This window comes from Kitasatospora sp. NPDC093550, from assembly GCF_044764985.1.
Taxonomy (GTDB): Bacteria; Actinomycetota; Actinomycetes; order Streptomycetales; family Streptomycetaceae; genus Kitasatospora.
On the sequence record NZ_JBIWJF010000002.1, the window covers coordinates 1 to 21,142 of the forward strand.

Annotated in this window: 14 protein-coding genes; 6 read left to right on the top strand and 8 right to left on the bottom strand. The window is 74.4% G+C overall.

Features of this window, described 5'->3' with window-relative positions; genetic code table 11:
• Positions 1-170: 170 nt before the first annotated feature.
• From ACIRD3_RS03215 to ACIRD3_RS03225, 3 genes are all read right to left on the bottom strand, one after another.
• On the bottom strand, positions 171-1,433 hold the full coding sequence (locus ACIRD3_RS03215; protein ID WP_402210820.1) for a serine hydroxymethyltransferase: 1,263 nt from the start codon (positions 1,431-1,433) through the stop codon (positions 171-173).
• 90 nt (positions 1,434-1,523) lie between these two features.
• Complete coding sequence (locus ACIRD3_RS03220) at positions 1,524-1,979, bottom strand: nuclear transport factor 2 family protein (RefSeq protein ID WP_402210823.1); 456 nt, start codon at positions 1,977-1,979, stop codon at positions 1,524-1,526.
• A 204-nt stretch (positions 1,980-2,183) separates the two neighbouring features.
• A complete protein-coding gene (locus ACIRD3_RS03225) occupies positions 2,184-3,269 on the bottom strand; it encodes an aldo/keto reductase (RefSeq protein WP_402210826.1) in 1,086 nt (361 codons plus the stop codon).
• Positions 3,270-3,672: 403 nt separating this feature from the next.
• Between ACIRD3_RS03225 and ACIRD3_RS03230 the strand changes: the two genes are divergently transcribed.
• The 5 genes from ACIRD3_RS03230 (at position 3,673) to argJ (ending at position 10,438) form a co-directional block, all read left to right on the top strand.
• Positions 3,673-5,388 carry a thiamine pyrophosphate-binding protein gene (locus ACIRD3_RS03230; protein WP_402210829.1) on the top strand — a complete coding sequence of 572 codons (1,716 nt, stop codon included), beginning with the start codon at positions 3,673-3,675 and terminating at the stop codon, positions 5,386-5,388.
• Between the two features lie 2 nt (positions 5,389-5,390).
• Positions 5,391-6,962 (top strand): asparagine synthase-related protein, encoded by a 1,572-nt coding sequence (locus ACIRD3_RS03235; protein WP_402210832.1) that lies wholly within the window; start codon positions 5,391-5,393, stop codon positions 6,960-6,962.
• 113 nt (positions 6,963-7,075) lie between these two features.
• A complete protein-coding gene (gene speB, locus ACIRD3_RS03240; protein ID WP_402210835.1) occupies positions 7,076-8,026 on the top strand; it encodes an agmatinase in 951 nt (316 codons plus the stop codon).
• Entirely contained in the window at positions 8,023-8,997 is a 975-nt protein-coding gene (gene cs1, locus ACIRD3_RS03245) for a clavaminate synthase Cs1 (protein ID WP_402210838.1), read from the top strand. The genes speB and cs1 overlap by 4 nt, the downstream gene beginning before the upstream one ends.
• Before the next feature lie 259 nt (positions 8,998-9,256).
• Positions 9,257-10,438 (top strand): bifunctional glutamate N-acetyltransferase/amino-acid acetyltransferase ArgJ, encoded by a 1,182-nt coding sequence (argJ, locus tag ACIRD3_RS03250; RefSeq protein ID WP_402210841.1) that lies wholly within the window; start codon positions 9,257-9,259, stop codon positions 10,436-10,438.
• A gap of 155 nt (positions 10,439-10,593) precedes the next feature.
• Here the strand turns inward: argJ and ACIRD3_RS03255 are convergent, their stop codons facing one another.
• Positions 10,594-11,619: an alpha/beta fold hydrolase gene (locus ACIRD3_RS03255; RefSeq protein ID WP_402210844.1), complete on the bottom strand. Its 1,026-nt coding sequence runs from the start codon at positions 11,617-11,619 to the stop codon at positions 10,594-10,596.
• Between the two features lie 205 nt (positions 11,620-11,824).
• Entirely contained in the window at positions 11,825-13,009 is a 1,185-nt protein-coding gene (locus tag ACIRD3_RS03260) for an LLM class flavin-dependent oxidoreductase (protein ID WP_402210847.1), read from the bottom strand.
• Between the two features lie 208 nt (positions 13,010-13,217).
• Between ACIRD3_RS03260 and ACIRD3_RS03265 the strand changes: the two genes are divergently transcribed.
• Positions 13,218-14,582 (top strand): aspartate aminotransferase family protein, encoded by a 1,365-nt coding sequence (locus ACIRD3_RS03265; protein WP_402210851.1) that lies wholly within the window; start codon positions 13,218-13,220, stop codon positions 14,580-14,582.
• Between the two features lie 96 nt (positions 14,583-14,678).
• Here ACIRD3_RS03265 and ACIRD3_RS03270 read toward each other — a convergent pair whose 3' ends face one another.
• The 3 genes from ACIRD3_RS03270 to ACIRD3_RS03280 form a co-directional block, all read right to left on the bottom strand.
• A complete protein-coding gene (locus ACIRD3_RS03270) occupies positions 14,679-17,891 on the bottom strand; it encodes a BTAD domain-containing putative transcriptional regulator (protein WP_402210854.1) in 3,213 nt (1,070 codons plus the stop codon).
• Positions 17,892-18,575: 684 nt separating this feature from the next.
• Positions 18,576-19,808, bottom strand: coding sequence for an MDR family MFS transporter (locus ACIRD3_RS03275; protein WP_402210856.1), 1,233 nt, complete (start codon positions 19,806-19,808; stop codon positions 18,576-18,578).
• 1 nt (position 19,809) lies between these two features.
• A complete protein-coding gene (locus ACIRD3_RS03280; RefSeq protein ID WP_402210859.1) occupies positions 19,810-21,078 on the bottom strand; it encodes an ATP-grasp domain-containing protein in 1,269 nt (422 codons plus the stop codon).
• Positions 21,079-21,142: the final 64 nt, after the last annotated feature.

Genomic DNA, 21,142 nt, shown 5'->3' on the forward strand with positions numbered 1-21,142 from the left:
GGGGCTGCCCACCGCCGGTACCGGGGGGGCGCTGCCGGGTGCCCCGCTCGGGGTGTAAGCGCACTGGGCAGCTGGGCCCCCCCCCCCCGGGGCCCCGGGGGGGCGGGGCCCCCGGCCCCCCCCCCGCGGCCCCGCCTCACCCCGCCCGTGCCTGCGGCCGGTGCGGTGCGTCAGGCCACGGCCAGCGGTGCGGGCCGGCCCGCGAAGGCGACCCCGGGGAAGGACCGGGCCAGGTCCCGGACGTCGGCGGTCACCGACCGGGACTGCTCGCCGCGCAGCAGCAGCCGGGCGAGCAGCTCGGCCACCGTGGTCATGTCGTCCTCCTTCATGCCCCAGCGGGTCAACTCCTGGGTGCCGAGCCGAAGTCCGGAGCGGGCGGTGCTGGGCAGCACCACCGTGGTGGTGCGGATGTCGGTCGCGGTGAGCAGCCGGCCCCACTCGTGCGGGGTGTTGCCCTCGGGGTGGTGCACCCAGACCTGGTGGGTGTCGGTGAAGCCGAACGCCTCGCCTGCCACGTCGAAGCCGCGGGCCGCCAGCTGTCGGGCCAGTTCGCGCGCGTTGGCGATCACCTGGCGTGCGTAGTCCCCCCGGTGCGGCAGCAGCTCCTCCAGGGTGATCGCCAGGCTGCCGACGCTCGCCGAGTGGGAGCTCGACGCGGTGAACGGGATCCTGGCGCCCACCTGTTCGGCGATGGCGTCGCTGTTGGTGACCAGCAGGCCCTTCTGCGGGCCGGGCAGGGTCTTGTGGGTGCTGCCGGAGATGCTGTCGAACCCGCCGTCCAGCACGAGGGTCCCGGGCGCGGCGGGCAGCAGGCCCAGCAGGTGCGAGGCGTCCAGGCAGAGCACCGCGCCGGGGGCGGCGGCGCGCAGCGCCCGGGCGTCCGGCATCCGCAGCACGGTGGACGCGTCCAGGTAGATGACGTCGGCGGGGTGTTCGGCCGTCCGCTCGGCCAGCGCGGTGTAGTCGATCTCCAGGGTCTGCCGGTCGAACGGCACGTACTCGACCCGGTAGCCGAAGCCCCGGCAGATCGTCACGGTGGCGTAGTGGCCGCCGTCCTCCGGGGCGATCACCATGACCCGGCCGCCGGGGGGTGTGACCGCGGTGAGCACGGTGTGCATGGTGTGCAGGCCGGACAGGAACTGCACGTAGGCGTGCCGGGCGCCGTAGAACTCCTTGGTGAGGGAGACGCAGTGGTCGTACACCGCGTTCAGGTCGCCGACGTCGCCGTAGACGGCCACGTCGGTCTCGGAGTACGGGTACCGGTTGACCGCGTCGCTGGCCAGCGCCGCGGCGGCTCGTGGCGACAGCCGGTTCTCGATCGGGAACAGGTTCAGGCTGTGCTTGCGTTCCAGGGCGGCCAGGACGTCCATGATGCTCCTCGGGCGGTGCGGTGCGGTGGGCGGGCGGGTGCGGTGCACCGGGGGACGGGGCACCGGGGGACGGTGTACGCGGCGGTGCCGTTGACGCGGTGCAGGCGGCGCTGCAGGCGGCGGTGCGGTACGGGGAGGCGGGCGCGTCCGGGCTCAGAGCCAGGGGTAGCGGGCCGTGTCCCCGCCGGCGTAGTCGGGGTCCAGGTAGACGAAGGCGCGGTGGATCAGGTGGTCGCGGACCTCGAAGACGCCGCAGAACCGGCCGGCGCCCCACTCGGGCTGCCCGACCCGCCAGGGGCCGTCCCGGTGCTCGCCGTGCGTGGTGCCCTCCACCGCGAGGAGGTCCGTTCCGGAGAGGACCCAGGTGAAGGCCCAGGTGTGGTGGCGGACCGAAGTGATGGAGCCGCCGAGGTCGCCGAACATCTTCGCGATCTCCGGCTTGCCGTGCGCCAGGCCCCACTTGGGGAAGAAGAAGTCGGCGTCCTCGGCGAAGAAGTCGAGCACCGGGGTGCCGTCGTGGCCGGTGCCGCCGTTGTCGAAGGCCTTGAGGTAGGCGGTGACGAGCGCCTTGCGCTGCTCGTCCGTCATGTCCGTGGCTGCCGTGGGCATGGAGGGTCCTCCGAGAGTCCGGGCCCGCGGGACTGGTGCCCGTCGAGGGGGTTGACGCCCGCCGGGGGGACGGGCCCGGCCCGTGACGGCCGTCGAGCGGGCCGCCGCCGGCCTGGTCCCACCGTGGCAGCGCCTGCTTGGACCATCCTTGGCGCCCGGCCGTCCAGCGCTTTTCAAGTGCCGTTCCACCGGGCCCGGCGCGGCTCAGTTCCCCGTCATGGCCAGCAGGCTCGGTGCGTAGCGCGCCCCGTGGACCGGTACGGCCGCCGCCTCGGCCACTTCGGCGAGGTCCTGCTCGGTGAGCTCGACCGCGGCGACCGCCAGGTTCTCCGCGAGGTGGGTGCGCCGTCCGGTGCCCGGGATGGCGACCACGTCCCGGCCGCGGTGCTGCACCCAGGCCAGGGCCAGCTGGGCGAGGGTGAGCCCGAGCCGGTCGGCGACCGGCTGCAGCCGGTGCAGCAGCGGCCGGTTGCCGGCCAGGCCCTCCGGGCTGAACCGCGGCTGGGAGCGGCGGAAATCCTCGTCGGCCAGGTCGGCGGTGGTGCGGATCGCGCCGGTCAGGAAGCCGCGGCCGAGCGGGGCGTAGGCGACCACGCCGATGCCCAGGTCGCGGCAGACGGGCAGCACTTCGGCTTCGAGGTCGCGGGTCCACAGGCTCCACTCGCTCTGCACCGCCGTCACCGGGAACACCGCGTCGGCCCGCCGGAGGGTCGCCGCCGACGGCTCGGAGAGGCCGAAGTGCCGGACCTTGCCCTCCGCCACCAGCTCGGCCACCGCGCCGGCGGTCTCCTCCACCGGCACGGCCGGGTCGATCCAGTGCTGGTAGTAGAGGTCGATGTGGTCGGCGCCCAGCCGCCGCAGCGAGCGCTCGCACGCGGCGCGGACGTAGGCCCGGTCCCCCCGCAGGCCCCGGAAGGCGCCGTCCGGGGAGCGCACCATGCCGAACTTGGTCGCCAGCACCACCTCGTCGCGGCGGCCCGCGAGCGCTCGGCCGAGCAACTCCTCGCCGGCGCCCAGCCCTTGGACGTCGGCGGTGTCGAGCAGGGTGACACCGGCATCGAGGGCGGCCCGGATCGTGGCGACGGCCTCCTTCTCGTCGGGCCGCCCGTAGAACGCGGTGGTGGGCAGGCAGCCCAGCCCCAGCGCGGACACCCGCAGACCGCGCAGGTCGCGCGCCGGCAGACCGGCCGGTGACGGGCCCGCGGGCGGCGGGACGGCGGAACCGGGCGGCGGTAGGGCCGAACCCGGTGGCGGGACGGCGGAACCGGGCGCGGGCACGGATGACGGCATGGCTGACCTCCGGTGAAGGGGAGACGCACGGGAAGGGGCAGGCCCCGGGTGGCAGGGACGACCATGGGCGACCAGGGGCAACCCGGGCCGTCGGGGCGATCGGGGCGTGGGCGCGCGAGCCCCGTCGGCGCGCGGCAGGCCCGACCCGAGCACGGTAGCGCCGTCGCCGGGGCGTCACAACAACGGCCCCGCAGGCCGCTTGACGATTCGCTGACCACCAGCCGCCCGGCCCGGCGGGCAGCGGGTGCCGCAGCGCCAAGGCGATCGTCCATGCGCCTGCAAGCCCCCGGCCGCAGAGTCGAGACGCGGCGTCCCGGCCGGCCGAGTCCCGGCGGCGCGCCGCCTTCCGGCGCCGGCCTCCCGGCGCCCGCACCGATACCCCCTTCGTGCCTGAGGAGCTGCCATGTCCCGTGTGTCCAAGAGCCCGAGCACCAATCCGACGACCGCCCACGCGCTGCTGCAGCGGCTGCGCGACCACGGGGTGCAGACGGTCTTCGGCGTGGTCGGCCGCGAGGCCGCCTCGATCCTCTTCGACGAGGTCGAGGGCGTCGACTTCGTGCTGACCCGCCACGAGTTCACGGCCGGGGTGGCGGCCGACGTCCTGGCCCGGATCTCCGGCCGGCCGCAGGCCTGCTGGGCGACCCTGGGGCCGGGCATGACCAACCTGTCCACCGGGGTGGCCACCTCGGTCCTCGACCGCTCCCCGGTGATCGCGCTGGCGGCGCAGTCCGAGTCGCACGACATCTTCCCCAACGACACCCACCAGTGCCTGGACTCGGTCGCGGTGATGCGCCCGATGACCAAGTACGCGGTGGAGCTCCAACGGCCCGACGACATCACCGACCTGGTCGACTCCGCGGTCGCCGCCGCGATGACCGAGCCGGTCGGCCCGAGCTTCATCTCGCTGCCCGTCGACCTGCTCGGCAGCGACATCGACACCACGGTGGTCCACCCCGCCGCCCGGACTCCCGCCAAGCCGGTCGGCGCGGTGCAGGACGGCTGGCAGGACGCCGCCGAGCAGGCGGCGGAGCTGGTCGCGTCGGCGCAGCACCCGGTGCTGGTGGTCGGCGCCGCCGCGATCCGCTCCGGCGCCGTGCCGGCCGTCCGCGCGCTCGCCGAGCGGCTGAACATCCCGGTCATCACCACGTACATCGCCAAGGGAGTGCTGCCGCACGGCCATGCCCTCGACTACGGCGCGGTCACCGGCTACATGGACGGCATCCTGTCGTTCCCGGCGCTGGAGACGCTGTTCGGCCCGGCCGACGTCATCCTCACCCTCGGCTACGACTACGCGGAGGACCTGCGTCCGTCGATGTGGCAGCGCGGCGGCGCCAAGACCACCGTGCGGGTGTCGCCCACCGTCAACCCGATCCCGCGGGTCTACCGGCCGGACGTCGACGTCGTCACCGACGTGCTCGCCTTCGTGCGGCACCTCGAGGAGCGGACAGCCGACGTCCCGGCGAAGACCCCGCACGACATCACCCCGCTGCGCGAGCGGATCGCGGAGTTCCTCGCCGACACCGAGCGCTACCAGGACGGCATGCGCGTCCACCAGGTGATCGACTCGATGAACACCGTGATGGCGGAGACCGCCGAGCCGGGCGAGGGCACGATCGTCTCCGACATCGGCTTCTTCCGGCACTACGGTGTGCTGTTCGCCCGCGCGGACCAGCCGTTCGGCTTCCTCACCTCGGCGGGCTGCTCCAGCTTCGGCTACGGCATCCCGGCGGCGATGGGTGCCCAGCTCGCCCGCCCCGGGCAGCCCACCTTCCTGATCGCCGGCGACGGCGGCTTCCACTCCAACAGCGCCGACCTGGAGACCGTCGCCCGGCTCAACCTGCCGATCGTCACCGTCGTCGTCAACAACGACACCAACGGCCTGATCGAGCTGTACCAGAACCTCGGCCACCACCGCTCCCACGACCCGGTGGTCAAGTTCACCGGCGTCGACTTCGTCGACCTCGCCCGCGCCAACGGTGTGGAGGCCGTCAAGGCGACCATCCGGGAGGAGCTGCTCGCCGCGCTGCGCAAGGGTGCCGCGCTCGGCCGGCCGTTCCTGATCGAGGTGCCGGTGAACTACGACTTCACGACCGGCGGCTTCGGCGCGCTGAGCATCTGACGATGGCGTCGACACTGCCCGCCGCCACCGGGTTCCTGGCCGCCGTCCGCAGCGACGGCGGCCGGTCTCCCGGGGCGTTCACCGCCCCCCGGGGAGCGGACCCCGCCGCCCCCGGGGCGGTGTTCGCCTCCGCCGGCCCGCGCGCCGTCCTCCGGGCCCGGCCCGGCGGACCGGGCCTGGACGCCGTCCTGCTGCACTCCGGCGCACCCGACGCCGCCCACGCCCACCGGCGGGGCCGCACGGTGCTGCTCGCCGGGGAGCTCTACAACCGGGACGAGCTGCTCACCCTGCTCGGCGCGCAGGCCGGGCCGCTCACCGACGCGGACCTGCTGCTCGCCCTCGTGGACACCTACGACCTGCACGCGTTCCGGCTGCTCAACGGGCGGTTCGCGGCCGTGGTCGCGGACGGCGGCCGGGTGCTGGTGGCCACCGACCACGCCGGCTCGGTGCCGCTGTACGTGAGCGCCGTCCCCGGGACCGTCCTCGCGGCGACCGAGGCGAAGGCCTTGCGGACCGCACCGGTCGGCCGGCGGATCACGGCCGCGCGCCGGGTCCGCCGGCTGCCCGGCACCCACCAGGTGCCCGCCGGGACCGTCCTGGAGTTCGGGGTGGCCACCGCGGACTGCACCGACCACCGCACCTGGGCGCCCACGCCGGCCCGCCGGATCATGGCCGAACAGGAGGCCACCGGGGCCGTTCGGCTCGCCCTGGACCGCGCCGTCCGCGCCCGCACCGGCCCGGACACGCCGCTGGTGGTGCTCTCCGGCGGCATCGACTCCTCCAGCGTCGCCGCACTGACCGCCCACCACCGGTCCGGGCCCGTCGACACCGTGTCGATGGGCACCGACCTCGCCGACGAGTTCCCCCAGGCCAGGGTGGTCGCCGAACACCTCGGCTCCGCCCACCGGGAGCTGACCGTCCACACCGACGACCTGCTGCGCCGGCTCCCGCACGCGGTCTGGGCCGCCGAGTCACTCGACCCGGACATCATCGAGTACCTGGTGCCGCTGACCGCCCTGTACCTGCGTCTGGAGGGCCCCGCGCGGCGCATCCTCACAGGCTACGGCGCCGACATCCCGCTCGGCGGCATGCACCGGGAGAACCGGCTCCCGGCCCTGGACACCGCCCTCGCCCACGACATGGCCACCTTCGACGGCCTGAACGAGATGACGCCGGTGCTGTCCGGGATCGCCGGGCACTGGTCGACCCACCCGTTCTGGGACCGCGAGGTGCTGGACCTGCTGGTGTCGCTGGAGTCCGGGCTCAAGCGGCGCCACGGCCGGGACAAGTGGGTGCTGCGCGAGGCCATGACGGACCTGCTCCCGCTCGAGACCGTCACCCGCCCCAAGCTCGGCGTGCACGAGGGCTCGGGCACCACCAGCTCGTTCAGCCGGCTGCTGACCGACGCCGGGGTGCCCGGGGACCGGGTGCACCGGGCCAAGGAGCTCGTCGTCCAGCACCTGTTCGACCGGGTCGTCGTCGACGGCCGGCACCCCGACGAGGTGGCCACCGCCGACGTGGTGCAGCTGGTCGCCGACGCCCTGGAGCACGACGCACTGCCGGCCCACCCGTGACGCCCGCCCGCCGCAGGCCCGGCCGGGGCACCGGACGCACCGGCGGCAGCCCCGGCGCCGACCGCATCAGCACGACAGACCGCAGCAGCACGACAGAGAGGAGCGAGAACCGCGTGGAGCGCATCGACATCAAGGTCTCCCCCCGGTACGCGCAGATCCCCACCTTCATGCGCCTGCCGCACGACCCCGACCCGCACGGCCGGGACGTCGTGGTCATCGGCGCACCGTACGACGGCGGCACCAGCTACCGCCCCGGTGCCCGCTTCGGGCCCCGCGCGATCCGCAACGAGTCCGGTCTCATCCACGGCGTCGGCATCGACCGCGGGCCCGGCACCTTCGACCTGATCAGCTGCGTGGACGCGGGGGACATCGACCTCACCCCGTTCAACATGCACATCGCCATGGAGCACGCCCAGCAGCGGCTGACCCAACTGCTGGACGACAACGGCGCCTTCCTGATGCTCGGCGGCGACCACTCGCTGACGCTCGCCGCGCTGCGCGCCGTCGCCGCCAAGCACGGGCCGGTCGCCGTCCTGCACCTGGACGCGCACTCGGACACCAACCCGGCGTTCTACGGCGGCGAGTACCACCACGGCACGCCGTTCCGGCACGCCATCGAGGAGAAGCTCGTCGACCCGCAGCGCATGGTCCAGATCGGGATCCGGGGCCACAACCCGCAGCCCGACTCGCTGGACTACGCCCGCGGCCACGGCGTGCGGATCGTCACCTCCGACGACTTCTGCGAACGCGGCCCCGCCGCGACCGCCCGCCTGGTGCGCGAACTCGTCGGCGGCGCGCCGCTGTACGTCTCCGTCGACGTCGACGTGGTCGACCCCGCCTTCGCCCCCGGCACCGGCACCCCCGCCCCGGGCGGCCCGACCTCCCGCGAGGTGCTGGCGCTGCTGCGCGGGATCGGCGACCTCTCACCCGTCGGCTTCGACGTCATGGAGGTCTCCCCGCCCTACGACCACGGCGGCATCACCTCCGTCCTGGCCACCGAGATCGGCGCGGAACTCCTGTACCAGTACGCCCGCGCCCACACCCGAGAGAGGACCACCCCGTGACCGTCCTGGACTGCTCCGAACACGCGGCCGCCCTGTGGGCGCTCGCCGCCCGGCTGCCGCGGATCCCGCGCGCGGACCTGCCCGCCTTCCTCGACACCGCGCACGCCGCGGCCGCCGACCTCCCCGCCGGCCTGGCCGCGGCACTGGACGACTTCAACAGCCGCGGCAGCACCGACGGCTACCTCCTGCTGCGCGGCCTGCCGGTGGAGGACGACGACGCGCTGCCCGCCACCCCGAGCAGCACCCCCGCGCCGGCGGACCGCCCCCTGCTGGTCATGGAGGCCATGCTCGGCATCGTCGGGCGCCGGCTCGGCCTGCACACCGGCTACCGGGAGCTGCGCTCCGCCACCGTCTACCACGACGTGTACCCGTCGCCCGGCGCCCACCACCTGTCCTCGGAGACCTCCGAGACGCTGCTGGAGTTCCACACCGAGATGGCGTACCACGTGCTGCAGCCCGACTACGTGATGCTCGCCTGCTCCCGGGCCGACCACGAGCGCAAGGCCGCCACCCTGGTCGGCTCGATCCGCAACGCGCTGCCGCTGGTGCCCGCCGAGTTCCGCGCCCACCTGTACGACCGGCCGGTGCCCTGCTGCGTGGACGTGGCCTTCCGCGGCGGCGAGGCGGACCCGGGCGCGATCGCCAACGTCCGCCCGCTGTACGGGGACCCGGCCGACCCGTTCCTCGGCTACGACCGCGAACTGCTCGCGCCCGAGGACCCCCGGGACGTCGAGGCCGTCGCCGCGCTCTCCAAGGCGCTGGACGAGGTCACCGAGGCCGTGCACCTCGTCCCCGGGGACGTCCTGATCATCGACAACTTCCGGACCACCCACGCCCGGACGCCGTTCACCCCGCGCTGGGACGGCAAGGACCGCTGGCTGCACCGGGTCTACATCCGCACCGACCGCGGCGGCGCCCTGTCGGGCGGCGAACGGGCCGGTGACGTCGTCGACTTCACCCCGCGCCGCTGACCCGCCGCGCCCCGACCCGCCGTTCGGCCCGGAGGGCCCGCAGGACCGACCGCCGTCGGCCGCCTGCGGGCTCTCCGGCCGTACGCCCGCCTGCGGGCCTTCCGGCCGTACGCCCGCCCGGCGCGGACGAGTTGGCCGGGCATCGCCGGTCGGCACCGCGCCGACTCGACCTGACAGACCGCACATGATGGGATCGACCGGACACCGCACCGGCGTGTCGGCACGCCGGTGCACCTGGCCTCTCGGGAGACGATGGACCATGACCGAAATCGCAGCGGACGAGCCACGGGGGTTCGCGGTGCACACCGCGCCGGTCGGACTGGGTGACGACGGGCGGGACGACTTCACCGTCCTGGTCTCGACCCGACCGGCCGTGGTCAGCGCGGTCTTCACCCGTTCCCGCTTCGCCGGCCCCAGCGTCACCCTCAGCCGGGCCGCCGCCGCGGACCGCAGCGCCCGGGGCGTCGTCGTGCTGGCCCGCAACGCGAACGTCGCCACCGGCGCCCAGGGCGAGGCGAACGCCCGCGAGGTCCGCGCCGCCACGGCGCGGGCGCTCGGCCTCGCCGAGGACGAACTGCTGATCGCATCGACCGGTGTGATCGGCCGCCAGTACCCGATGGCCGGGATCCTCGACCACATCGGGACGATGGCCGGCCCGCTGCCCGAGGGCGGCTTCGACCGCGCCGCGCGGTCCATCATGACCACCGACACCCGGCCCAAGACCGCCCGCGCCCGGGTCGGCGACGCCGTGGTGATCGGCATCGCCAAGGGCGTCGGGATGATCGAGCCCGACATGGCCACCCTGCTGACCTTCTTCGCGACCGACGCGCTGCTCGACCCCGAGGAGCAGGACCGGATCTTCCGCCGGGTGATGGACCGGACGTTCAACGCGGTCAGCATCGACACCGACACCTCCACCAGCGACACCGCCGCGCTGTTCGCCAACGGCCTGGCCGGCGCCGTCGACCCGGCCGCCTTCGAACAGGCGCTGTACGACGTGGCGCTCGCCCTGGTCAAGGACATCGCGAGCGACGGCGAGGGCGCCGGCAAGCTCATCGAGGTCCAGGTCTCGGGCGCGCGGGACACCGCACAGGCCAAGCGGATCGGCAAGGCCGTGGTCAACTCCCCGCTGGTGAAGACCGCCGTGCACGGCGGCGACCCGAACTGGGGCCGGGTCGCGATGGCGATCGGGAAGTGCTCCGACGACACGGACGTCGACCAGGAGAAGGTCACCATCCGCTTCGGCGACGTCGAGGTCTACCCGCCGAGCGGGCGCGGCGCCGAGGGGGAGAGCGAGCTGCGCGCCGCCGTCGCCAAGCAGATGCAGGGCCCCGAGGTGGTCATCGGGATCGACCTCGGCATCGCCGCCGGTGCCTTCACCGTCTACGGCTGCGACCTGACCGAGGGCTACGTGCGGCTCAACGCCGACTACTCGACCTGATCCGCCCCGGCCGGCCCGCGGCGCGGCGTCACCTGCCGTGACATCACGGCAGGTGACGTGAGCGACGTGACCGGGCCGTCGGCGGTCCGGCATCGACGGCAGCGCCCCCGGGAGGTCCGCCTCCCGGGGGCGCTGCCGTGCACGGGAGGCGGCCCTCAGACGGCCGCGGGCCGCGTCGCCAGCAGGGTGGTGATCGCCTCGCCGATGAACGCCCGGTCGGCGGCGGTCGCCCCCGCACCGGCCAGGTGGCCCCACACGCCCGGGATCACCCGCAGGGCGGCCCGGGGCATCAGGGCGGCCGCCCTCGCCTCGTCCTCCACCGCGAAGCACAGATCACGGGCGCTCGGCAGGAGCACCGCCTCGGCGGTGACCGAGCCCAGGGCGGCCTCCGTCCGGCCGTCGAAGCCCGGCGTCGCCCCGACGTCGGCCCGGGCCCACGTGTCGATCATGGTCAGCAGGTCCTCGGTGGACGGCCCGGCGACGAAGAACTCCTCCCAGAAGCCGGTGAGGTACTCCTCCCGGGAGGCGAAGCCCAGCTCGCGGTAGCAGCCCCGGGCCCAGAACGGGTGCGAGGCCGCCCACCCGGCGAAGACCCGGCCCGCCGCCCGCCGGCCCCGGTGGGCGCCTCCGTCGGGGCTCCCGTCCGTGCTCCCGTCCGCGCTCCCGTCGGCGCGCAGCGCGGCGGCCAGCGCCGCCAGGAACACCCGGTTGTGCTCGCTGGTCGCCGCGGACCCGCAGAACGGGGCGATCCGGCGGACCATCCGCGGGTACGACACCGCCCACTGGTAGGCGTGCGCCGCGCCCATCGACCAGCCGGTCACCAGCGCCAGTTCGGTCACCCCCAGCTCCTCGGTGAGCAGCCGGTACTGGGCGTCGACGTTGTCCTGCGGGCTGATCCGGGGGAAGGCCGCCCCCAGCGGGTGGTTGCTCGGCGAGCTGGAGACGCCGTTGCCGAACAGGCCGACGGTGACGACGCAGTACCGCCGGGTGTCCAGCGGCCTGCCCTCCCCGATCAGCCAGTCGTACGCGGTGTGGTCGCCGCCGAAGTAGGACGGGCACAGGACGGCGTTGCGGCCGTCGGCGTCGAGCGTCCCGTGGACGGAGTAGGCGATCCCGGCCGAGGGCAGGGTCCCCCCGTCGGCCAGCGGGAGGCTGTCCAGTGCGAAGACGCGGTGGTCCACCGGCTTCTCCTCCGTGATGAGCGGCCCGCGGGGGCCGGACGGTCGGTCGGTGTCGTGCCAGGACGTGCCAGGACGTGCCAGGACGTGCCAGGACGTGCCAGGTCGTGACGTGCTCGGACGTGGCGGGACGTGCCGGGACGTGCCCGGACGTGCCGTGCCGGGACGGGACCGTGCCGCGGCGGGGTGCCGGGCCGCCCCGCCGGTCTCACAGCCAGTTGGGCGCGATCTCCGTCGCCCAGAGCTCCAGGCTGCGCATCTGCACGTCGTGCGGGACCAGGCCGGAGTACTGGCACTGCAGCAGGTACTCGGGGTCGTGCCGGGTCACCAGCTTCTCGATCTTGCGGTTGATGTCGTCGGGCGTGCCGACCCATTCGAGGCCGCGCTCGACCAGGGTCCGGTAGTCCGCGCCGATCGGGCCGGTCTCGCCGACCTTGCGCAGGCTCTCGGTGAACCCCATCGGGCCGAACCAGTTCTCGAAGACGAAGCCGCCGCCGCGGGCCGCCCAGTGGTGGGCCTCGTCGGCGTCCCTGGCCACCAGCACGTCCTTCATCACCCCGATCCGCTCGCCGCGCCGCAGCTCGCCGTGCCCGGCGGCCGCGGCCTCCTCCCGGTAGAGGTCCATCAGCCGGCTCACGATCCGGTCGTCGGTGTTCATCAGGATCGGCACCACGCCCTCGCGGGCACAGAACCGGAAGGTGTCCTCGCTGAAGCTGAACGGCTGGAACACCGGCGGGTGCGGGTGCTGGTAGGGCTTCGGGGCGATGCCGACCTCCTGCACCACGCCGTTCTCGTCGAGGCCGCGGCCGAAGCTGCGGACGGCCTCGTAGGGGAACTCCAGGCCCTTGGGCGGGATCGTCCACTGGGCGCCGCTGTGCGAGAAGGTCTCGGTGGTCCACGCCTTCTTGAGGATCTCCCAGTGCTCCTCGAACAGCGCCCGGTTGCGCCGGTCGTTGGCGCCGGCGTCGGAGAGCGTCCCGCCGACCCCGAACGGCTGGCCCATGATCTCGGCCCACCGCTTCTGGAAGCCGCGCGCGATCCCGACGAAGGTCCGGCCCCGGGTCATGTGGTCGAGCATCGCCAGGTCCTCGGCGAGCCGCAGGGGGTTGTGGAAGGGCAGCACGTTGGCCATCTGGCCGACCCGGATCTCCTTCGTCTGCATGGCCAGGTACAGGCCCAGCATGATCGGGTTGTTGGACACCTCGAAGCCCTCGACGTGGAAGTGGTGCTCGGTGAACGAGAGCCCCCAGTAACCGAGTTCGTCGGCCGCCCGGGCCTGCTCGGTGAGCTGCCAGAGCATGTTCCGGTAGTTCTGCCGGTTCACCCCGGACATGCCCTTGAGCACCTGGTCGTGGCTGCCGACCGTCGGCAGGTAGAAGAGGATGGACTTCACGGGTCGTCCTTTCGTGCCGTGCGGCGACGCCACGGCTGGAAGCGGAGGGGGTGCGGTCGACGATGGCAGGCGGCTCTTGCGAATCGTTTGACGCGTCCTCCGCCGGTCCGGAACGGCCGGGCGGCGGCGCGGAGCGGGACGTCCAGCGGACGCCAAGGGGTCGCTGACAGCGTGGTGGCGGGCCTCACCCGATCCTTAGGAGCTCGCCTTGAACCCAGCAACTGCCACCGCCCCCGGTGCGACCGGCACGGGGCTCGCGGCCGCGGACCGCGCGACGCTCATCCACCCCACGCTGCCGGCGCACCGGACGGACCGCACCGTCCTGGTCTCCGGCTCGGGCTGCCGGGTCACCGACGCGGCCGGCCGCGAGTACCTGGACGCCTCCGCCGTCCTCGGCGTGACCCAGGTGGGCCACGGCCGCGCCGAGCTCGCCCGGGCCGCCGCCGAGCAGATGACCCGGCTGGAGTACTTCCACACCTGGGGCACCGTGACCAACGACCGGGCGGTGGAACTCGCCACCCGGCTCGCCGGGTTGGCCCCGGGAGGGCTGCGCCGGACGTACTTCACCAGCGGCGGCGCGGAGGGCAACGAGATCGCGCTGCGGATGGCCCGGCTCCACCACCACCGGCGCGGCGAGCCGCAGCGCACCTGGATCCTGGCCCGCACGATGGGCTACCACGGCATCGGCTACGGAAGCGGCGGCGTGTCCGGATTCCCGGTCTACCACACCGGGTTCGGCCCCAGCATGCCGGACGTGCACTTCCTGACGCCGCCGCACCCCTACCGCCGGGAGCTGTTCTCCGGCGCCGACGTCACCGAGTTCTGCCTGGCCGAACTGCGGGAGTCGATCGAGCGGATCGGGCCGGAGCGGATCGCCGCGATGATCGGCGAGCCGGTGATGGGCGGCATCGGCGCGGTCGTCCCGCCGGCCGACTACTGGCCGCGGGTCGCGGAACTGCTGCGCTCCTACGGCATCCTGCTGATCCTGGACGAGGTGGTCACCGGGTACGGCCGCACCGGGCACTGGTTCGCCGCCGAGCACGTCGGGGTGGTGCCCGACATCCTGGTCACCGCCAAGGGCCTCACCTCGGGGTACCTCCCGCACGGGGCGGTGCTGGTCTCCGACGGGGTCGCCGACACCGTGACCGGCGAGCAGGGCTTTCCGGTGGGCTACACCTACACCGGGCACCCGACCGCGTGCGCGGTGGCCCTGGCCAACCTGGACATCATCGAGCGCGAGGGGCTGGCGGCCAACGCGGCCGCCGTCGGCGCACACCTGAAGGACGGGCTGACGCGGTTGCTGGACCTGCCCGTGGTGGCGGAGGTCCGCGGGGTCGGACTGATGCTGGCCGTCGAGCTGACCTCGGACAAGGAGGCCCGGCGGCCGCTGCCGCAGGGCACCACCGAGGTGGCGGACGCGCTGCGCGAGCGGGCCGGCATCCTCCTGCGGACCAACCCGTACGCGCTGGTGATCAATCCGCCGCTGGTGTTCACCCGCCAGGACGCGGACCTGCTCGTCGACGGCCTGCGCTCGGTGCTCTCGCGGGTCGGCCCCGACGGCCACGTGCGCTGACCCGTCGGCGGGCCGGGCCCGGGGCGGCGGCACGGCAGCCCGCCGTGCCGCCGCCCCGGGCTACCGCGCCGCCGCGGGCTACCGCGCCGCCGCGGGCTACCGCGCCGCCCCGGCGAGCAGGTCCGCGAACGGCCACTGCGGCCGCCGCAGCACGAGCTCGCCGCGCAGCTCGATCTCGTCGGCCATGGTCCGCGCCGTCGCGCGGGCCAGGTCCGGCAGCCCGGCGTGCTGCTCCGCCTCGGCGAGCAGCCCCAGGTGCAGCGCCCGCCGGAAGACCGTGCCGGAGCGGGCCGCGGAGTCCAGAGCCCAGCGCATCCGCCGCAGTCCGACGCCGGGTCGGCCGCGGCGCACCTCGGCCCAGCCGAGCAGCACGGACAGCATGTTCTGCCAGTGGCCCAGCTGGCAGCGGACGGTGAGGTCGACCCCGGCGGTGGAGGCCTGCCAGGCCCGTTCCACGTCCCCGTCGAGGACGGCCAGCAGGGCGTCGGCGTAGAGGGCGAAGGTGCGGTCCCACGGCCGGTCGCAGCCGTCCGACTCGGAGAGCTGCAGCAGCTCCTCGCGGTAGCGCTCGGCGGCGGCGGTGTCGCCGAGCAGGACGTGGCTGACGGCCAGGTGGGCGCGGTAGTTGATCCGGGGGTCGCTGCGGGACAGGCCCATGAACCGGTCCGCCCGCTCCTCCGCGCCCTGCGCGTCGACCAGCGGGAGCCCGCGTTCCAGTTCGGCGACGGCCTCCTCCAGCCGGTCGGCGGTGAACCACAGCACGCCCTTGCCGTAGCAGGCGGCCGCCCGGGCCTCGGTCCCGCCGCCGTGCTCGGCCGACTCGTCCAGCAGCGCGACGATCCCGGACACTCGGGGCAGGTCGCCGCCGGCCAGGTGCATGATGACCCGGGAGGCCAACAGCGCGGTGGGCCGGGTGTTGTCGAGGGTCTTCTGCAGCACCTCGACCCGGCTGCAGGCGTCGGTGACCGCCGGGGACCCGTAGCCGAGGGTCATCGACAGCAGCCACACGACCCGCTTCTGGAGTTCCAGCTCGGCCGCGACGGACCGGTTCCGGGGCTGGCCGCGCAGGACGTCGATGGCCTGCGACAGCCAGGCATGCGCCTCGGAGTGCAGCCGCCGGCGCTCGGCGAGGTCGCCCATGCCGACCAGGGGCTGCACCGCCTCGCGCAGGTCGAGTTCCTGCGCCGCCCGGCCACAGTGGTAGCCGATGGTCTCGGCGCAGTCGACGCGGGCCCTGCCGACGGCGCCGTCGGCCAGCGCGACCGCCACCCGGTGGTGCAGCCGGGCGCGGTGGACCGGGTCGAGGTCGGCGAGCAGCATGTCCCGTACCAGCCCCTGCGCGAACCGGAAGCCGTGCGGGTCGACCGGATCGGGGCGCAGCAGCCCGCTGTGCAGCGCGTGGTGGACCAGGCCCGGTGGCTCGCCCAGTCCGGTGAGGACGTCGGTGAGCAGCCGGCGGTCCACGGCCGGGCCGATCACGGCGCAGGTCTGCAGCACCCGGATGACGCCCTCCGGGCACTCGGCCAGGCGGGCGCCCAGCACCAGCCGCAGGTCGAAGGAGAGCGGGGCGGCCGGTTCGGCGGGTCCGGTCACGGCGGTGGCGGTCGGCCGCAGCTTGGTGAGCAGGTAGGGGTTGCCGCCGGTGGCGCGGTGGGCGGCCGACACCAGGTCCCAGGTGGGCGGCTCGTCCCCGGTGCGGTCGATCAGGTCCCTGGTCTCGGCGAGCGAGAGCACGTCGAGGTGCAGGTACTCGGCGGCGACCTCCTGGAGCAGGTCGGCGACCGCTCCGCCGAGTTCGGGGCGTTGGGCGAGCCGGTGCTCCCGGACGGTCGCGACCACCAGCAGGTCGCTGTCGCCGAGCTCCTTGGTGAGCAGTTGGAGCAGGGCCAGGGTGCCGGTGTCGGCGAGGTGCAGGTCCTCCAGGAAGAGCACCAGCGGGCGGCGGGCGGCGGTCAGCAGGGCCTGGCAGACGGCGTCCTGGAAGGCCAGGTGCCGGGCGGGGGAGAGCGGCGCCTCGGTGCCCGCGGCACCCGGCGCGCGGTCCGGGCGCAGCATGCCGAGGGTGTCCAGGACGGGTTCGGGCAGGGTGGCCAGTTCGGCGGCCCTGGTGCGTCGGAGCTTGCGGACGACCCGGGTCCACAGCCAGTACTCGGGGAGTTCGGGGCCTGCGGCGCAGTGCGCCCAGACGGCGTCCAGTCCGGCGGCCGGCAGTCCGCCGGCCAGCTCCTGGAGCAGCCGGGTCTTGCCGACGCCCTGTTCGCCGATCACCAGGACGGTGCGGCCGCGGCGGCCGGGTGCGGTGAGTGCCCGCAGGGTGGCCAGTTCCCGGGTGCGGCCGATCAGCCGTCCGGCGGGCGGGGCGGCCGGGGCGACGGCCGCCGGGGTGGGGGAGGGGGCCGACGCCGGTGCGGGGCGCGGCGGTTCGGGCACGGCGACGGGGGTGGGGGTGAGCGCCGGGGCGGGGCCCGGGAGCGCCGGGCCCGGGGTGGGCGGCCGCAGCGCGTCGACGTCGGCGACCAGGGTGAGGCGGGGGCGCGGGCCGGCCGGGGAGGGGGTCCGCCCACCCGCGTGCACGAGGTCCTGACGCAGGATCGCGCCGTGCAGCTCCTGGAGTTCCTTGCTGGTGTCGGCGCCCAGTTCCTCGGCGAGGTGGGCCCGGATCCGTTCGAAGGTCAGCAGTGCCTCGGCGGGCTGGCCGCAGTGGTACTGCGCCAGCATGAGCTGGCAGCCCAGCCGTTCCAGCATCGGGTTGCGCCGGACCTCGTCGTCGAGTTCGCGCACCACCTCGTCGTACCGGGCCAGGCCGAGGCTGGCGTCGGCCCAGGTCTGCAGGCCCACCAGGCGCAGCTGTTCGAGCCGGGCGGACTCCAGTTGGGCGAAGTCGTAGGCGGCCAGTTCCCCGTACGGGGTGCCGTGCCAGAGGCCGAGCGCCTCGTCGACGGTGCCGCGGGCCGCGGCCAGGTCTCCGCGGGCGAACTGCTCGCGCCCGGCCTCGACGGCGGACTGGAACCGGCTGGCGTCGATGCAGTCCCGGTCGACCTCCAGGACGTAGCCGGGGGCCTGGTACCGCAGGGCCAGCAGCCTGTCCTTGGCGGGGACGGGCGAGTGGCCGTCGATCGCCTTGCGCAGCCGGGAGACGTACGACTGGAGGGTGCCGACGACGGCCTGCGGCGGTGAGGAGCCCCAGATGGCGCTGACGATCCCGGAGACCGACACCACCCGGCCCGCGTTGATCAACAGCAGGGCCAGTAGGGCCCGTTGACGCGGAGGGCCCAGGTCGAGTGCCCGTCGGCCGGCCAGCACGGACATCTGTCCCAGCACCCTGATCGGTGCGGGGCTCCGTAACACGAGATCGGAAGCGGCGTTGTCGACTCGGCTCATCTCATCACATCCCGTCAGGCAAGACAGCTGGTGCATCCGCCGTGACCGCCGGGGTGAGCCGGGGCACGGCGTGATTCGGGTCATGTCCGAACATGGCCGGGGATGTTGCGGCCGGCCGGCCGTCCCGGAGGATCGGCGGCGGGGCCTCGGGGGAGTCGCCGGTTCCGTGGGGCCGCCGTTCCCTGCCGTCACCGACGGTTGCCGGTTCGGCGGTGCTGGGGGGAGCTGGGAGGGCGCGGGAACCGTCGACGGGTGTGGTCGCGGGCGCAATCAGGCCGGGTGTCTGGGCAGGGCGCTGCGCGGACGGCGTGGAGTGGCGATGGCGGGGCCTCCCTTGGCGTGACCAGCCGCGATCCGTCTGCGTCCGATACAAGGGCACAGTGCTTTACTGGTCATGTTACTGTCATGTGAATCATGAATGCTGGCAGGCTACCCCGGATCGGGCGACGGTGAAACCCGCCGTCGGACCGGGATGTTCCCTTTCGGACGACCACGGACGGTGATGGCGCGCGGGCGCGCGTCGGCTCCCCCCGCGCGGTCGTCCACGGGAGGAGCCGACAGGCCGTCGGGAGCGCACCCCCGCCATCGGTCGGGGCGGCGGCCGACGCTGGGTCAGGAGTGCGTGACGCTCGCCCTCCCGCCGGGGACGGCCTCGGCCCGGCGCTCCCCGCGCAGCCGGGCCAGCAGCAGGTGGCAGCCCGCGCAGACCACGGCCAGGCACAGGCAGGCGCCCCACACCGCCGTGGTGCCGGACGACTCGATCACCCGCGCGCTGAGCACCGGGGCCAGGGCCACCGACACGCTCCAGACCGACAGGAACCAGCCCTGGTAGCCGCCCTGCCGGTCGGGCGGCGACAGCGCGGCCACCAGCGCCATGCACGTCGGCCAGACGACGATCTCGCCGAGGCTCCACAGCACGACGGTCGCCCCGTACCCGACGGTGCCGTGCACGGCGGCCGTCAGCCCCATGCCGAGACCGGTCACCAGGGTCGCCACAGCCAGCGCGTGTTCCGGTCGGAGCCGCCCGGCCAGCCGGGTCAGCGGGAGCTGGAGCACCGCGATGACGAGACCGTTCATCATCATCGCCGCGCCGTAGTCAGCGGCCGAGAGACCGTCCCCCGTCATCGTCAACGGCAGCGCCACCAAAGGCTGTTGGAACATCAGGCCGAGCATCAGCACCGAACCCAGCAGGACCGGGAAGCCCGGCGCGCGGTGCGGCGGGCGCCGCGCACCGGCCGCGTCCGTCACCCCGGCGCCCTCCGGCGGCGGGCGCGTCTCCGGCACCCGCAGGTACACCATGACGCCGGCGAGCAGATTGGCCAGCGCGTTGACCAGGAACAGCAGCAGGAATCCGTGGGAGGCGGCGAGCCCGGCCGCCACGGCGGCCACCGAGAAGCCCAGGTTGGTGGCCCAGTAGATCAGCGAGTACGCCCGCGGCAGGTCCTCCGGGGCCACCAGGTCGGCGACGGCCGCCGCGCGGGCCGGGCGGGTGGCGTTCAGGCCGACCCCCACCGTGAGGGTGAACAGCAGGACCGGCAACCGGCCGTGGGCCAGGCCCAGCCCCAGCATGCCCGCGACGGTGAGGACCTCGCTCGCCAGCAGCACCGTCCGCCGCCCCAGCCGGTCCGCCAGGATGCCGCCGAACAGCGAGGCGATCCCGCTGCCCACCCCGAACGTGGTCAGGGTCAGGCCGGTGAAGAAGACCGAGTAGCCGCGCACCGTGGTGAGGTAGATCGCCATGAACGGCACCACGAAGCCGCCCGCCGAGGTGACCAGCGTTCCGCCCCAGAGCCACCAGAACGGCCCCGGCAGCCTCCCCGGTGCCCCGGCCGACCGGAGCGGCACCTCAGCTCCGCCCGTCGTACTCGACCGTGAGGGTCCGCGCCAGGTGGTCGCGGAACTCCACCGCCGCCGCGTCCGACGCGTGGTGCGACAGCACGATCGCCGGGTACCCGGACCAGTCCGGGTACGGCCGCAGCAGCGCGCCGGGGCCGACCGTCCGCACCACGTGGTCCACGCACGGCTCCTCGCGCACCTCGTCCAGGCCGTGCACCCGGGCGATCCGGCCGCCGCCGCCCACCGGCACCAGGTACGCCGCCGCGTGCCCGGTGCCCACCGGCTCGGTGCTCCAGCACTCGGGCTCCCGGCCGAGGTGGATGCGGACCGCCTCCGCCGCGAGGTCGATCCCGCTGCTGACGTGCACCAGGTGGTGCATGAACCCGCCGCCGCCGATCCGCGCCCCCATCTCCAGCAGCACCGGCCGGGTGCCCGAGACCAGACGCAGCTCGGTGTGGGTGGTGCCCTCGGTGACGCCGAAGGCGTGGTGCGCACCGACCACCTCCCGCTCGACGGCCGCCAGGACGTCCGCCGGGAGCCGGGCGGGGGCCCGAAGCGTGGTCTCCTCGAAGTACGGACCGTTCAGCTCCCCCTTGTAGCTGACGGCACAGACCCGGACCCGGCCGCCGTGCACCAGCGACTCGGCGGAGATCTCGGGGCCGTCCAGGTACTCCTCGACCAGCACCCCGGTGCCGTCGGCCGCCCCGTCGTCGTACCCCAGGTGCGTGTCGCACAGCGCCCAGGTGGTGCGCACCGCCCGCTCCAGCTCCCCGGAGGAGTCGACCCGGATCACGCCCAGGCTGGAGTAGCCGTCGGCCGGCTTGACCACGACCGGGAAGCGCAGGCCCGCGGCGTCCGCCCAGTCGTCCGGGTGGTCGACGGTGACGAATCCGGGCACGGCCAGTCCGGCGGTGGCGAGCAGCCGGCGCATGCGGCGCTTGTCCCGGACGACCGCCGCGGCCTCCTCGGTCAGGCCGGTCAGCCCGAGCACCCGCGCGGCCCGGGCGACGAAGGGGACGACCTTCTCGTTGCCCGCCATGATCCCGTCGAACGGCTGGCGGGCGAACCGCTCCACCAGCGCGGCCACCGCCGCGTCGGGATCCCCGTCGACGTCCAGCGGCAGGAGTTCGACCACCCCGGCGGCCTTGCGGGCCCGCTCGGGGTCGTCGTCGCCCCGGGGCACCAGGATCAGATCGACACCGGCGCGCTCCGCGCCTTCGAACACCCAGGGAAGAGCGGAGAACTGGCCGACCAGGACGAGTTTCGGACGCTGCCGCATAGGGATCTCCGTACGAGAGTGTGGGATGTGTCGGTGCCCGGTGACCGGGCACCCGCCGGGCCGC